8 protein-coding genes and 3 pseudogenes are annotated in these 14,987 nt (G+C 71.4%); 3 read left to right on the forward strand and 8 right to left on the reverse strand.

The window, feature by feature from the left end:
- Positions 1 to 66 precede the first annotated feature (66 nt).
- The 6 genes and pseudogenes from LPA42_RS20715 to nrdR all read right to left on the reverse strand — a co-directional run bounded on the left by LPA42_RS20715 (position 67) and on the right by nrdR (position 7,249).
- A complete protein-coding gene (locus LPA42_RS20715) occupies positions 67 to 1,515 on the reverse strand; it encodes an alpha/beta fold hydrolase (RefSeq protein ID WP_228986790.1) in 1,449 nt (482 codons plus the stop codon).
- Positions 1,516 to 1,592: 77 nt separating this feature from the next.
- Positions 1,593 to 2,546, reverse strand: coding sequence for a DUF2332 domain-containing protein (locus tag LPA42_RS20720; RefSeq protein ID WP_077936779.1), 954 nt, complete (start codon positions 2,544 to 2,546; stop codon positions 1,593 to 1,595).
- A 133-nt stretch (positions 2,547 to 2,679) separates the two neighbouring features.
- A pseudogene (locus tag LPA42_RS34545) lies at positions 2,680 to 5,136 on the reverse strand (vitamin B12-dependent ribonucleotide reductase); the annotation flags it as partial.
- Between the two features lie 189 nt (positions 5,137 to 5,325).
- A pseudogene (locus LPA42_RS34550) lies at positions 5,326 to 6,204 on the reverse strand (LAGLIDADG family homing endonuclease); the annotation flags it as partial.
- Positions 6,205 to 6,672 (reverse strand): annotated as a pseudogene (locus tag LPA42_RS34555) (vitamin B12-dependent ribonucleotide reductase); the annotation flags it as partial. It lies immediately after the preceding pseudogene.
- 64 nt (positions 6,673 to 6,736) lie between these two features.
- On the reverse strand, positions 6,737 to 7,249 hold the full coding sequence (gene nrdR, locus LPA42_RS20730; protein WP_043962490.1) for a transcriptional regulator NrdR: 513 nt from the start codon (positions 7,247 to 7,249) through the stop codon (positions 6,737 to 6,739).
- 584 nt (positions 7,250 to 7,833) lie between these two features.
- Between nrdR and lexA the strand changes: the two genes are divergently transcribed.
- Positions 7,834 to 8,619: a transcriptional repressor LexA gene (gene lexA, locus LPA42_RS20735; protein ID WP_043962489.1), complete on the forward strand. Its 786-nt coding sequence runs from the start codon at positions 7,834 to 7,836 to the stop codon at positions 8,617 to 8,619.
- A gap of 148 nt (positions 8,620 to 8,767) precedes the next feature.
- Here the strand turns inward: lexA and LPA42_RS20740 are convergent, their stop codons facing one another.
- Positions 8,768 to 10,444: a hypothetical protein gene (locus LPA42_RS20740; RefSeq protein WP_228986791.1), complete on the reverse strand. Its 1,677-nt coding sequence runs from the start codon at positions 10,442 to 10,444 to the stop codon at positions 8,768 to 8,770.
- Positions 10,445 to 10,773: 329 nt separating this feature from the next.
- Between LPA42_RS20740 and LPA42_RS20745 the strand changes: the two genes are divergently transcribed.
- Positions 10,774 to 11,313, forward strand: a complete 540-nt coding sequence (locus LPA42_RS20745) for a peptidoglycan-binding protein (protein WP_077936772.1) — start codon at positions 10,774 to 10,776, stop codon at positions 11,311 to 11,313.
- Between the two features lie 570 nt (positions 11,314 to 11,883).
- Here LPA42_RS20745 and hflX read toward each other — a convergent pair.
- Positions 11,884 to 13,302, reverse strand: a complete 1,419-nt coding sequence (gene hflX / locus LPA42_RS20750) for a GTPase HflX (protein WP_077936771.1) — start codon at positions 13,300 to 13,302, stop codon at positions 11,884 to 11,886.
- 206 nt (positions 13,303 to 13,508) lie between these two features.
- Between hflX and LPA42_RS20755 the strand changes: the two genes are divergently transcribed.
- Positions 13,509 to 14,984 (forward strand): NAD-dependent malic enzyme, encoded by a 1,476-nt coding sequence (locus tag LPA42_RS20755; protein WP_091277321.1) that lies wholly within the window; start codon positions 13,509 to 13,511, stop codon positions 14,982 to 14,984.
- Positions 14,985 to 14,987: the final 3 nt, after the last annotated feature.

A 14,987-nucleotide genomic window follows, 5' to 3' on the forward strand; every position in this document is an offset into this window, starting at 1 on the left:
ACGCGCTGCCCGAGTGCCGCGCGCCGAGGCGGGCCGGGTCAGGAGGCGGCGTCGGCGGGCGACGCCTCAGCGGGCAACGCCCTCCGTCTCCGCGCGTACCCGGGTCATCAGCTCGACGAACGGGCCGGGCCGCTGGAACAGCGACCGGTGCCCGGCGCCGGGGATGACAACGTGCTCCTTGCGGGGGGCCTGGAGCTGGGCATACCACTGGTCGAGCAGGCGCAGCCGCCCCGGCACCTCGTGCTCACCGTCCACGAGGTACGTCGGGACGTCGAGCCGCCGGACCTCGGCGCGAAAGTCCAGGCCCTGCAGGCGCGGGTAGAGCGTGTCCCAACCGTCGATGAAGCCGGGAAGCAGGTGCGCCTTCTCCAGCAGCGTGTATTCCGGCACGCCGAGGTTCTCTACCACCCCGCCAGCCCCCTCGCTGTTGCCGGAGCGGTCGAAGTCGAACGCCGCCGGCTCATTGGTCAGCAGCGGCTCGTACGCCCAGATGTCCCTGTAGGGCGGCGGACCCTGCGCGCTCATCCGGTCGGCGAGGTCGGCCCGGCCCGTGCGCCGGGCCCAGGCCACCGTGTCGGCGTGCTGGCTGGCGTCGGCCTCGCGCAGGCTGACCACCTGGCCGACGCCGACGTAGGAGGCGAACAGCTCCGGGCGACGCTGCACGGCGAGCAGCCCGGGGATGGTGCCGCCCGAGTGGGCGAGCAGGTGCACCCGGTCGCGGCCGAAGCGCCGCCGCAGGTGTTCGGCGACGGCGACGAGATCGGCCACCTCGCCGTCGAGCGTCGGCGCGGGCGGGAAGGCCGACCAGGACTTCGGCGCGCCGGCCCGGTCCCAGGTGGCGACCACGAAGTGCCGCTCCAGGTCGGCCAGGTGGCGGCGCACCGAGCCGATCTCCGACCCGCCGGGCGGGCCGGGCACCACGAGCAGCACCGGCGCGGCCAGCTCCACGCCCCGGATCAACAGACCGAGGTCGCGACCGGCGGTGGTCACGGTGGTCAGCTCGGCGATCCCACCGGGGATCGGGTCGGTGCGGGCCGGCACCGCCACGCCGACCGTGACCAGCGCGAGCACCGCGGCGAGCACCCCCACCGCGCCGCGACCGGCCCAGCGCAGCACCGGCCCCCGGCCGTCGCCACCGGCCGACCGGCGGGCGATCCCGGCACCGTACGCGGCACCGACGAGCAGCGGCAGCAGGGAGAGCGCGCCGTGCACCCCGCGCCCGGTGAGGAGCACGACGACGCCGAAACCGCTCAGGTGCGGCCGGTCGACGCTCGGCCCGCGCAGCCGGATCCGGGCCAGCTCGACCGCCACCGCGTACGCAACGGGGGCGGCGACCATCGCCCACCGGGACCGGCTCAGCCAACCGGCGGCCAGCCCGACGGCGAGACTGACGCCGATCGAGACCAGCGCCGGGCCCTCGGCCCCGGGGCCGCGCGGGGTCCACCACCCCGCGACCAGCCCCCAGAGCGCGGGAAGCGGCACCGCGAGGAGCACACGAACGGCAGGCCTCGTCACGACGACCTCCCCCGTCAGGACGCCAGGAGGACCCAGCGTAGTGGGCGACGCCGCTCGGCGTGACCCCGCGCGGGGCGTCACGCGAACCAGGTGACCGCCTGACCGTGCGGCCTCGTCCAGGCCAGCGGCGTGCCGTCCAGCGTGAGCACGTTGTGCAGCGTCCCGTCCGGTGGCTCCGGCAGCGCGTCGTGCCCCAGCACCTCCGGGGTCTCGTTCGCGAGCCAGTGGCCGGGCAGCGTGCGTACCAGATCGGCGAAGGCCGCCCGGCGCGGAGCCGGCACCAGATAGAGCACGCTGGTGTGGAACACCACCAGGGTCGCGCCGGCGGGCGCCCGCGCGGCCAGCGCCGGCAGGTCGTCGACGAGGTCGCCGCGCACGAGCAGCGGCGGGTCGGCCGCCGCGACGGCCGCCGCGGCCCGCAGCCGGGCGCGGCGGTGGGCCTGCTCGGGCCAGACGAGGGCGTCGAGCCAGGCGATGTCGGCGGGGTCGGTCACGTCGAGGGGGTTCAGGTCCAGCCCGGCCCGCCACGCCACCACGGGCCGACGGTCCGGCGGCGCGGCACCGGTGAGCGCGCAGTCGAGAACGGGCTCCCCGGAGCCGACCCGGTGGTCGCCGTAGCGGTAGGAGTACCGGTCGGGATAGAGGCACAGCCCCGCCGACGCGCCGACCTCCAGCAACGCGAGGGGCTGCGGCAGCGCGGCCAGCACCGGCAGGAGCGCCGCGCACCGGCCGGCCTCGTTGGTCTGGGTCGCGCGGGTACGCAGCTGCGCCGCGACCGCCGGCCAGTGGGCCGCCGCGAACTCGCCGAACGCGGCCGGGTCCTCGACGGGCCCGCCGAGCAGCCGGACGACGGCGAACAGCAGATTGGGCTGCCGCTTGGCCTCCGGCACCGTGCCGAGCAGCGCGTGCAGGCGCCCGTCGCGGGCGACGGAGCGGGCCAGCCGCTCGTACGCGGGCGACACCCCGCGCGCCTCGCGGTCGGCGAACTCGACGTAGCTGGCGGCGACCGCCGCATCCACACCTGTCGTCATCGACGAAGGCTAGCCGCTCTGCGGGGTGTGAGAGGGGTGCCCTTCTCTACCGTAGGCGTTAACAAGGTGCCCTTCCTTACCAACAAGGTCGGGCCCGGGCGCTGACGCGCCCGGGCCCGACCTGTTGCCGCAATCAGCTACAACCGCTGGTCGACCCGCAGCCCTCGCAGACATAGCAGCTGCCCGCCGGGCGCATCTTCGTGCCGCAGGTGAAGCAGAGCGGCGCGTCGGCGGCCTTGCCGATCACGGCCTCCAGCAGCTCCGTGCTGGAGCCCACCGACGGGGCCGGCTTCGCGGCGGCGACGTCGGCCAGCTCCTGCGCCGGCTGGGCGACCGCACCGACCGTGGCCTGCTGGCCCGGCCCGGCCTTGGTCTCGGGCGACTCGACCGGCGCGGAGGCCGCCATCGCGGTGAGGTCCGCACCGCTGACCGTGGCGCTCTCCGCCTCCGCCTCGGCCCGCAGCTGGGCGGCCCGCTCCTTGGCGGTGAAGATGCCCAGCTCGGCGCGGCGCTCGTACGGCAGGAAGTCCAGGGCCAGGCGACGGAAGATGTAGTCCATCACCGAGGCGGCCATCCGCACGTCCGGGTCGTCGGTCATGCCGGCCGGCTCGAAGCGCATGTTGGTGAACTTGCTGACGTACGTCTCCAGCGGGACGCCGTACTGCAGGCCGATGGAGATGGCCACCGAGAAGGCGTCCATCACGCCGGCCAGGGTCGAGCCCTGCTTCGACATCTTCAGGAAGACCTCGCCCAGGCCGTCGTCCGGGTACGACGAGGCGGTGAGGTACCCCTCCGCGCCGCCGACGGAGAAGCTGACGGTCTCCGAGGGACGCTTCTTCGGCAGCCGCTTGCGCACCGGGCGGTACTCGACGACCTTCTCCACGACCTTCTCGACGGCCTTCTCCGCCTCGGCCGGGGCCTCGACCGACGCGGTCGTCTTGTTGGGCTTGGCCACCGACAGCGGCTGGCCGACCTTGCAGTTGTCCCGGTAGATCGCCAGCGCCTTCAGGCCGAGCTTCCAGCCCTCGAAGTAGATCTTCTCGACGTCCTCGACGGTCGCCTGCTCCGGCATGTTGACCGTCTTGGAGATGGCGCCCGAGATGAACGGCTGGACGGCCGCCATCATCCGCACGTGCCCCATCGGCGCGATGGACCGCTCGCCCATGGCGCAGTCGAAGACCGGGTAGTGCTCCGGCTTGAGGCCGGGGGCGTCCACCACGTGACCGTGGTCGGCGATGTGCTCGACGATCGCCTCGACCTGCTCCTCGGGGTAGCCGAGGCTGCGCAGGGCGCGCGGGACGGTCTGGTTGACGATCTGCATCGAGCCGCCGCCGACCAGCTTCTTGAACTTGACCAGCGCCAGGTCGGGCTCGACGCCGGTGGTGTCGCAGTCCATCATCAGGCCGATGGTTCCGGTCGGAGCGAGTACTGCGGCCTGGGAGTTGCGCCAGCCGTACTTGTCGCCGACCTTGTTGCCCTGGGTCCACTGCTTCGTGGCCTCCCGGACGATCGCGGTGGCGACCGTGCTCGTGGGCTTGATCTCGTCGTTGGCGGCGGCGTGCTTGCGCATGACCCGCTTGTGCGGCTCGGCGTTGCGGGCGTAGCCGTCGTACGCGCCGACGATGCCGGCCAGCTCGGCCGAGCGGCGGTACGCCGTGCCGGTCATCAGGGAGGTGATGGCGGCGGCGACGGAGCGGCCCTGCTCCGAGTCGTACGGCAGGCCCGAGGCCATCAGCAGCGCGCCGAGGTTGGCGTACCCGATGCCGAGCTGCCGGTAGGCGCGGGTGGTCTCGCCGATCCGCTCGGTCGGGAAGTCGGCGAAGCAGATCGAGATGTCCATCGCGGTGATGACGAACTCGACCGACCGGACGAACTTCTCCACCTCGAAGCCGCCGTCGGCCCGCAGGAACTTCATCAGGTTCAGCGAGGCCAGGTTGCAGGACGAATTGTCCAGGTGCAGGTATTCGCTGCACGGGTTGGACGCGGTGATCCGCCCGGTCTCCGGGCAGGTGTGCCAGTCGTTGATCGTGTCGTCGTACTGGAGGCCGGGGTCGGCGCACTCCCAGGCGGCCTGGGCGATGGTGCGGAACAGCTTCTTGGCGTCGATGGTCTCGATGGTCTGCCCGTCGAGCCGGCCGCGCAGGTCGAAGCCGCCGCCGTTCTCGACGGCCGACATGAACTCGTCGGAGACGCGCACCGAGTTGTTGGCGTTCTGGTACTGCACGCTGACGATGTCGTTGCCGCCGAGGTCCATGTCGAAGCCGGCGTCCCGCAGCGCGCGGATCTTGTCCTCCTCGCGCGCCTTGGTGATCACGAACTCCTCGATGTCCGGGTGGTCCACGTCGAGGATGACCATCTTCGCCGCGCGCCGGGTGGCGCCGCCGGACTTGATCGTGCCGGCGGAGGCGTCCGCGCCGCGCATGAAGCTGACCGGGCCGGAGGCGGTGCCGCCGGAGGAGAGCAGCTCCCGGGAGGAGCGGATCCGGGAGAGGTTGACCCCGGAGCCGGAGCCGCCCTTGAAGATCAGCCCCTCCTCCTTGTACCAGTCGAGGATCGAATCCATCGAGTCGTCGACGGAGAGGATGAAGCAGTTGTGCACCCGGAGGTTACCGGCGAGGAACTCGCCGCTCTCCGTCTGGATGTCGTAGACCTCCATCGCGCCGAGCGGCTCGATGCGGTCGATCTCCAGCCGCTTGACGCCGCCGGCCGACCGGCCCGCCTTGGCGAAGCTCTGCTCGAGCTTGGCCATCTTCTCCGCGCCGACGAACCCGATGTGGGTGGCGAAGAGGTCGCGGTCGCCGTCGTTCTGGATGCGGACCGACCAGCAGTCCTTGCGGTTCGAGCGCGGGTCGGGCTTGTGCGCGACGCGGGAGAAGATCCCGAAGCGCAGCAGCAGGCTCTGCACGCCCCGGATCAGCTTCTCCGAGACCATGTCCACCGCGAGCGTCGAGTGCTCGCGCGCGGAGACGTAGCCCTCGGCCTGGAAGATGCTACGCAGGTACGCCGCGACGACCGGCAACGGCGCGGTGAAGAGTTGCCGCGGCACCTCCATCTCGACGCCGCGGGTGAGCAGGTCCCACTTCTGCACGAACGGGCGCAGGTGCTCGCCGTAGAGGCGGGTACGCCGACAGTCCAGCTCGTCGCTCTGCGTCGTCACCGTGCGCTCGTGCCGGTGCGCGTCGCCGAAGACCTCGTCGAGGGTGACGGTGACCCAGTCCAGCTCGTCGTCGTTGACGGTCATCGCCTCGATCGTCAGCGACCGGTTGGTGCCCTCGTCGTACTGCCCCACGAAACCATCGGACTGCAACCAGCCGGCGAGGGCGGCCTCGCGGATCTCCCGCAGGTCGATCTCACTCTCGCCGTAGGCGTAGGTGCGGTGCCATTCCAGCTTGTCGCCGGGCGCGAGCGTGCCGGCCTCGACCCACTGGCCCGTGCCGTCGCCCGTGCTCTTCCACACCACGTGGTCCGGCGTGACGTCGAGTTGGTAACCCGCCTTGGTGTGCAGCCGGATGACCTCGCGCACCCCGTTGGCCTTGACGGCGACGATTCTGGTCAGGCCGCCGCCGTCGTACACCTTGGCCCCGACGGCGTTCTCCTCGACCAGCTTGCCGATCGGCACCAGGCCGCCGGGGGTGCTGACCAGCGAGTCGTAGGGCAGGCACGCGCTGACCTGCTGGGGTGAGGGCGTGCCGACGTTGAACCAGACCGGCGAGTTGAAGCTGAACACCTGGTGCAGCAGCATCCAGGTCAGCTCCTGGGCGAACACCTCGGCGTCGGCCGGGGTCGCGAAGTAGCCGTGCTCCTCACCGGCGGCGCGGTAGGTGCTGACCACCCGGTCGATGAGCTGCCGCAGCGACCACTCCCGCTCGGGGGTGCCGACGGCGCCCCGGAAGTACTTGGTGGTGACGATGTTGGCCGCGTTGACGCTCCAGGACTCGGGGAACTCGACCCCGCGCTGCTCGAAGTTGATCGAGCCGTCCCGCCAGTTCGTCATCACGACGTCGCGGCGCTCCCACGTCACCTCGTCGTAGGGGTGGACTCCCTCGGTCGTCCACACCCGCTCGACCTTCAGGCCGGTGCTGGCCTTCGTCCGCGTCCGGCTTGCTGTCACGCCGTCCCCCGCCATCTCATCCGCCCCCTCGTCTGCGCGGTCACCCGCCGCGCGTCCAAACTGTCAGAAACCAGGAAAATCAATTGGTACGGCCGGCGGCCCCCGCCGCGGCCGCCCCGTCGCCGGCCCCGGCGCCCTCCCGGGCGCGGGCGGCGGCCCGTAGGGTCTCGATCTCGCGCTCGAAGTCCGCGAGGGAGTCGAACGAGCGGTAGACGCTGGCGAAGCGCAGGTAGGCCACCTCGTCCAGGTCCCGCAGCGGGCCCAGGATCGCCAGGCCCACGTCGTGGCTGGGGATCTCGGCGGCCCCCTTGGCCCGGATGGTCTCCTCGACCTTCTGCGCGAGCAGGGCGATCGAGTCCTCGTCGACCGGTCGCCCCTGGCACGCCTTGCGCACCCCACCGACGATCTTGATGCGGCTGAACGGCTCGGTCACCCCGCTGCGCTTGACCACGGCGAGCACCGCCTCCTCGACGGTGGTGAACCGCTTGCCGCACTCGGGGCAGGACCGCCGCCGCCGGATCAGCTGGCCGTCGTCGGCCTCCCGCGAGTCGACGACCCGGGAGTCGGCGTGCCGGCAATATGGGCACCGCATCGCCTGACCTCCTTCATCGACGGCGGGCCGACAGGCATCCCCGGGCACGCGAAACCGCGGCGCCGGCCCCGCTCGGGGACCACCACCGGGTGCGGTAGCGGGGAGTGCGGTCGGTAGTCGAACCCAACCTGTAGGCGACTTACGCCCGTGTGACTACTACATCTAGGGGTTGACCGTATGCGTCCGGCGGACCGTGGTCAAGTTCGCCGGGGCGTGTCCGGCGCGTCGCCAGAATCACGTCGGCACCCCCTCCGCAGGACCGCCGAAAGCCCCAACGCGGCATGCGTCCTCCCGGTCACGCCCTGCGGCCGACCAGCCCTCGAACGAGGGCCGGGCAGGGCGAACGTCGAACTGACGTTCGAGCGCGCGTACCATTTATCAGAACAGGCGTTCGGATTTCCCGCTTTTCGAGTCCGACACGCCGACGAAGGTCGTACAGATGTTTGAAAATGACCGATCTCACCTATACGGTCAAGAACAACCGGGCCGGCGAGCCACGCGGACCGGTCGAGGCAACCGCGCGCGGCTCCGACCCCACAGCCCCCGAGCCGCCGGGCACCGAGCGCCGACCAGGGAGGACGGACGTGACCGAGGACCGGGCCAGCCGGCCGAAGAACCCGCAGCAGAGCACCGAGGCGGGTCCGCCGGCCACCCGGCGCCCCCGCGCCGCGCGCAGCCGGGCCGCCCAGCCGGCCGTGCGTCCGGTCACCCCGGTGGTCAGCAGCTTCCCCGACCCGGCCACGGTCGACCTGACCGCGCGGCAGCGCCGCATCCTGGAGTTCATCCGCACCTGGGTCGAGCGGCACGGCTACCCGCCGAGCGTGCGGGAGATCGGCGAGGCCGTCGGCCTCGTCTCCCCGTCCAGCGTCGCCTACCAGCTCAAGGAGCTGGAGAAGAAGGGCTTCCTGCGGCGCGACCCGAACCGCCCGCGCGCGGTGGACGTGCGGACTCCCAGCGACACCCTCGACGACGAGGCGAGCCGCTCGCAGCGCCCCGCCCCGGCGTACGTGCCGATGCTCGGCCGGATCGCCGCCGGTGGCCCCATCCTCGCCGAGCAGGCGGTGGAGGACGTCTTCCCCCTCCCCCGCGAGCTGGTGGGCGAGGGTGAGGTCTTCATGCTCCAGGTCAAGGGCGACTCGATGCTGGACGCGGCGATCTGCGACGGCGACTGGGTGGTGGTGCGGCAGCAGCCGACCGCCGAGGCCGGCGACATCGTCGCCGCGATGCTCGACGGCGAGGCGACCGTGAAGACCTACCGCCGCCGCGACGGCCACGTCTGGCTGATGCCACAGAACCCGGCCTTCGACCCGATCCCGGGCGACGACGCCACCATCATGGGTCGCGTCGTCGCCGTCCTGCGCCGCATCTGACGGTTTGCCGGCCCCCGGCCCCGGCCGACGGGTAGCCGGAGGGCGCCGGCCCCGCGAGGAAGGCCCGGGTGCCCGCGCACCCGGGCCGGAAGATCAACGGCGGTCGCCGCCGCGAACAGCCCGGCCCTGCGCCGGGGCGCGACGACGGTCAGTAGCGGTCGCCCCGGTATTCGCGGCCTCCGCCGGGCGGCTGGCCGTAGCCGCCGCGCTCGTCGCCGGGCCCGCCGTCGCCGTGTCGTCCTCCGCGTGGGTCCCGGGGGTCGCGCCCGCGCCGGGGCGGCTCGGCCCGCCCGCCGTAGACCCCGCCACGGCCCGGCTGGGCCGGCCGGTCCGGCTGCGCCGCCCCGCCGCCCCGGCCGGGGGGAACGCCGCCGGGCTGCCCGCCGCCGTAGCCGCCGCCGGCGGGCCGCCCTCCGCCGCCGCCGTACACACCGCCGCCCTGTGGTGGGCGGGCGGCACCCGCCGGGCGGGCCGCGCCGCCGTACACGCCGCCGGAGGGTGGGCGCGGTCCGCCGGCGGGAGCCGGGGTCGCGGGGTAGCCGCCACCGCCCGCCGGCGCTCCGCCGTAGACGCCGCCCCGGCCCCGGCCGCCGCCGGGCGGCGGGTCCTCGACCGGCCGCCCCCGCGCGGGTCCGCCCGGACCGGCGTTGAGCGGGAACTCGTCGCGCTCCGGCAGGTCGGCGTCGCCCGCCGGGTCGTCGGGCGGCGCGGGACGCCGCCGGGCCCGCAGGATCCCGACGATGCCGGCACCGACCATCAGCGCGCCGATCACGCCGACTGCCGCGATGAGGTATGTGATCTCGTCGAGGCTCAGCCCCTCCATCCACGACTTCTCCGCCGCCGGCTTCGCTACGTCGTCCCCGCCGGCGACTGGCTTCGCACCTTCCGTCGAGGGCGTGTAGCTCAGAATCTCGATCGGCTCGCCCTCCTCCATGGACCCGCCGTCGGACACGGTGACGAAGGACTTCCCGTCCGGCGTGTAGGCGATCGCCTCGCCGAACGGGTCAGCCAAGGGGGTAACCCGGGGTTTTCCGGCAGTCAGAGCAGCCAGGACATCACCGTTCGCCACGTCGAACTCGAACGCGTCTGCGTACGTACGCAGCACCACGCGGGTGCCGTCGGGAGACCGAGCGGCCCCGGTAATCGCGATCCGGCCGAGCGGGCCCATCCGAGTATCGGTGTCAGTCTTCGGCAGCGAGACCTCGCCGACCCTGGTCATCGGCACGGGGTCGGTGTCGCCGCTGTTGAGCTTGCCCTCCGGGGTGAAGATCTCGGCCTTGCCGCTGGCCACCTTCGTGATGATCAGCGGCTTGCCGTCGTCGCCAATCAGCAGCGCCTCGGCGTCGTGCGGCTTCTTCTCCGGGTACGACAGCCGGTGCAGCACCGGCCGGGTCGATCCGTCGGCCGGCATGCTCCACACCGCGACCCGCTCCCGGCGCTGGGTGCTGGTGATGTTGTCGCCGATGTCGCCGATCCAGAGCTTCCCGCCGTCCGGCGAGAGCGCCAGGTCCTCCGTGTCGAGCGGGCCGTTGCCCGAGTAGCGGACCTCCTTCGTCACCTGGCACTTGGTATCGAGGAAGAACACCCGCTTGCGGTCCTCGATGGTGGTGCCGTCGTTGATCACGACGTAGCCGCTCTTCGTCGCCACCAGGCCGGAGAGCTCGCGCAGCCGCTCGTCGGTGACGGCGCAGCGCTTCTTGCCGGGGGTCGGCTCGGGGGCGGCGGCGGCCCCGGGGGCGGGCGCGGCCAGGGCGACTCCGGTGAGCGCCACGGTCGCCCCGAGCAGGCCGAGGGCAACCGTGACCGAGGAAACAGCGCGGCGCATGGGGTCAGTGTCGCATGCCCGTGTAAACGCGAGGAGCACGCCGGACCGCCCGCGACGGGCGGTCCGGCGTGCCCCTCGCCGCCCGAGCCCTGAGTCGGAACCGGGATCCGAGACGTGTTCACCAGTGCAGGGGCGCGCCCTTCGCTCACAGCAACGGTGCTAGAGCTCACAATGCGGCAACAATTTATCCAACACTTAGTCGTTATTTAACACCCGGACAGGCCAGGAGTAATGTCCCACCTTCCGCCATTGACACAATGCCGCTAGTCGATATTATTTGAATCAGGTCACCACCAATTTCAGCCAACAGTGCCAGAGGTAGGAGTCTCATGACCAACTGGAAACAGCGGGCGGCATTCACTATGGCCGCAGCCCTCGTTGGAGCTGCAGCCTTCGCAGCACCGGCCGAAGCCAACACCAGCGAGGGGTATGTCGCTGGCGGCGGAGTCGTCACCGACGACTTTGGAGACGAGGGCACGGTATCCCAAAGTTCCCATCGTTACAGCGGGGCAACCGGGCTCTGGCAGCTAATTCTTTGGGCTGACGGCGCAAAGGAAAGCGATGGAACCAACTACGACTACGCTGACATCGATTGCGACTTTGGCCCAAACACCGTGGCGGCAACCAAGAACTGGCAGCAACGATACGGTCTAACCGCTGATGGAGTGGTTGGCACTGCAACTTTTGGGCGAGCGGACGCCAACCTTTCCCAAATCAGCGATCTTGGCGACCAAATCGAAGTAAGATATAACGGTTCGGTCAATAGCTTCACCATGTACCGAAACGACTCCAGCGGCTCCATGCCGAACGCATACTCAGTAGGATTCTCCTATTTCCGATACGATTCGGCACCATCCCCCTGCTTTTAGCGTCTTGCCATGCAGCCTAGAACGGGTCACTCTGGTAGTAAATCTTGTCGCCGGGTGGCGAATGCGATTTCGGCTGGCCCATTCGGTGCGTGACTGCAGTGGTCGATGCCATTGAAGGCGAAGCAGGACGGTAGTGCAGCTCACCGGCAGTTTGGTCCTAGTCAGGTCCAAGGCAGTGACCATGCATAAGCCTTGACCTCGGGGGATGCAGATAGACACTCAGTCGCACCGGTGTGCCCGGAATCATCAGGCCGCGGCCGGAGGGGTTTGTAGATTCAACGGCCAAACTTCGTCGGCGCAGAGGACCCTGCCGTCTGCGGGTGGTGGTCGTAGAGGCAAAGAATACGGGCGCATCTTCGACGCAATGTCAGGGCGGCGCTGACCTTTAATGCATTGGCGGCCTGCGACGAAACCTCGCACTCGTACAGGGTGGTCTCGACGCTGATCATCGGGACGTGGAGACGGGGGGCGGCACCGGGCAATCAGGCAGATCCAGTCTCTGGTTTGATCATCGATCCGTCTCGGTGCGCCCCCACACCCGTTAATAAGGATTCCCATTCACCACGATGCTCAGGCGAACGGCGCCAGTTCGGCGGCGAGCGCCTCGCTGACCCGTACGTGCAGCATCGTGCCCTCGGGCAGGTGGGCGGAGCTGAGCACCTCGCCCTGCCGGTGCACCCGGGCGACCAGGGCCCCCCGGTCGTACGGCAGCACGGCCCGGACCTCCACGGCGGGGCTGGGCAGCCGCGTCTCGATGGCCGCCCGCACCTCGTCGATCCCCCGCCCCGAGCGGGCCGAGGCGAAGACGGCGTCGGGCCACAGCCGCTTGAGCCGCAGCAGGGTCTCCTCGTCGGCCGCGTCGGTCTTGTTGACCACCAGCAGCTCGGGGAGCCGGTCCGCGCCGACCTCGGCCAGCACCTCGCGGACCGCCCGGACCTGCTCCTCCGGGTCGGGGTGGGTGCCGTCGACGACGTGCACCACCAGGTCGGCCTCGGCGACCTCCTCCAGCGTCGAGCGGAACGCCTCGACGATCTGGTGCGGCAGGTGCCGGACGAAGCCGACGGTGTCGGACAGGGTGTAGATCCGCCCGTCGGGGGCGGTGGCCTTGCGGGTGGTCGGGTCCAGGGTGGCGAACAGGGCGTTCTCCACCAGCACGCCGGCGCCGGTCAGCCGGTTGAGCAGGCTGGACTTGCCGGCGTTGGTGTAGCCGGCGATGGCCACGGCGGGCACCGCGTTGCGGGACCGGCGGGCGCGCTTGGTCTGGCGTACCGTCCGCATGGCCTTGATCTCGCGGCGCAGCCGGGAGATGCGGTGCCGGATGCGCCGTCGGTCGGTCTCCAGCTTGGTCTCACCGGGGCCGCGGACGCCCACGCCGCCGCCCGCGCCGCCGCCGCGGCCGGAGCCACCGGTCTGCCGGGACAGCGTCTCGCCCCAGCCGCGCAGCCGGGGCAGCAGGTATTCGAGCTGGGCCAGCTCGACCTGCGCCCGACCCTCCTTGCTCTTGGCGTGCTGGGCGAAGATGTCGAGGATCAGGGCGGTGCGGTCGACCACCTTGACCTTGGTGCGCTGCTCCAGGTTGCGCAGCTGGGACGGCGACAGCTCGCCGTCGCAGATCACCGTGTCGGCGCCACTGGCGAGCACCACCGCGCCGAGGTCGTCGACCTTGCCCCGGCCGATGTAGGTGGCAGGGTCGGGGCGGCTGCGGCGCTGGATGAGCCCTTCGAGGACCTGCGAGCCGGCCGTCTCGGCGAGCAGCGCCAGCTCGGTGAGGGAGTTCTCGGCGTCGGTCTGCGTGCCCTCGGTCCAGACCCCGACGAGGACGACCCGCTCCAGCCGGAGCTGGCGGTATTCGACCTCGGTGATGTCGGTGAGCTCGGTGGAGAGGCCAGGGACCCGCCGCAGCGCCTGCCGCTCCGACAGCTCGAACTCCCCGGTGGTCGCCTCGAGCTCGTCGTCCGTGAAGGGTACGTAGGTCTCCTGGTCGCGCAAGCCGCGCCTCCTGTCCGTTATATGCCGTGGCGACGGATTCTGTCGCGTACGACCAATCCTGACACGTGTCAACGCCGGACGCACCCGCTATATGCCCGTCGCGTGGACCACCGAACGTGGGGGTGAGTGCTCCGCGATCCGGGCGGGCGAGTAGAAATGCGGGCGAGGTACGACCGACCCCGATCAGCGTTGACGGAGGGAATCCTGTGGCCATCACCCGACTTCCGAGCGCGGGATTCTCGATCACGATCCGGATCTCCGTGCCGGCGGACGCGTCCTCGATCGGCCGGCTGACCACCTCCGTCGGCGAGGCCGGGGCGATCGTCACCGCGCTGGACGTGGTCGACTCCGACCCGACCCACGTGCTGGTCGACCTCACCTGCGACACCGCCGACGCCGGCCACGCCGACCAGGTCGTCGACGCGCTCACCGCCCTGGACGGGGTGGACGTGCGCAAGGTGTCCGACCGCACGTTCCTGCTGCACCTCGGCGGCAAGATCGAGGTGAGTTCCAAGGTCGCGCTGCGCAACCGCGACGAGCTGTCCCGGGCGTACACGCCGGGGGTGGCCCGGGTCTGCATGGCGATCGCGGAGAACCCGGCCGACGCCCGCCGGCTGACCATCAAGCGCAACACGGTCGCGGTGGTCAGCGACGGCTCGGCGGTGCTGGGCCTGGGCAACCTCGGGCCGGCGGCGTCGCTGCCGGTGATGGAGGGCAAGGCGGCGCTGTTCAAGCGCTTCGGCGGGGTGGACGCCTGGCCGGTGGTGCTCGACACCCAGGACACCGACGAGATCGTGGCGATCGTCAAGGCGATCGCGCCCGCGTACGGCGGGATCAACCTGGAGGACATCGCCGCGCCGCGCTGCTTCGAGATCGAGGCCCGGCTGCGCGCGGCGCTGGACATCCCGGTGTTCCACGACGACCAGCACGGCACCGCGATCTGCGTGCTGGCCGCGCTGACCAACGCCCTGCGCGTCGTGGGCAAGCAGCTCGCGGACGTGCGGGTGGTCGTCTCCGGCGCGGGCGCGGCCGGCACCGCGATCATGAAGCTGCTGCTGCGCCAGGGTGTGGGCGACATCATCGCGTACGACCGGCAGGGCGCCCTGCACCGCGGCCTGCCCGGGCTCAACCCGGCCTGGCAGTGGCTGGCCGAGAACACCAACAAGGAGAACTACTCCGGCGACCTGGCCGGGGCGGTGCGCGGCGCGGACGTGTTCATCGGGGTGAGCGCGCCCAACCTGCTCACCGGCGACGACATCGCCACGATGGCCAAGGACGCGATCGTCTTCGCGCTGGCCAACCCCGACCCGGAGGTCGACCCCCGGGAGGCGCGCAAGCACGCCGCCGTGGTCGCCACGGGCCGCTCCGACCAGCCCAACCAGATCAACAACGTGCTCGCCTTCCCGGGCGTGTTCCGGGGCATGCTCGACGCGCACGCCGAGGAGTTCACCGAGGAGATGGCGATCGCGGCGGCCCGGGCCATCGCGGACGTCGTCGGCGAAGACAAGATCAACCCGACGGTCATCGTGCCCAGCGTCTTCGATTCCCGGGTGGCCCCGGCGGTCGCGGCGGCCGTCCGCGCCGCCGCGCAGACCCCCGCCGCCGCGACTCCCCCGCCGGCCGCCGACCCGGGCCCGGCGGACCTCCCCGAGATCGCCGCCGCCGCCAGCGCCACCCCCTGACCC

Source organism: Micromonospora sp. DH13, from assembly GCF_020873825.1.
GTDB lineage: Bacteria > Actinomycetota > Actinomycetes > Mycobacteriales > Micromonosporaceae > Micromonospora > Micromonospora haikouensis.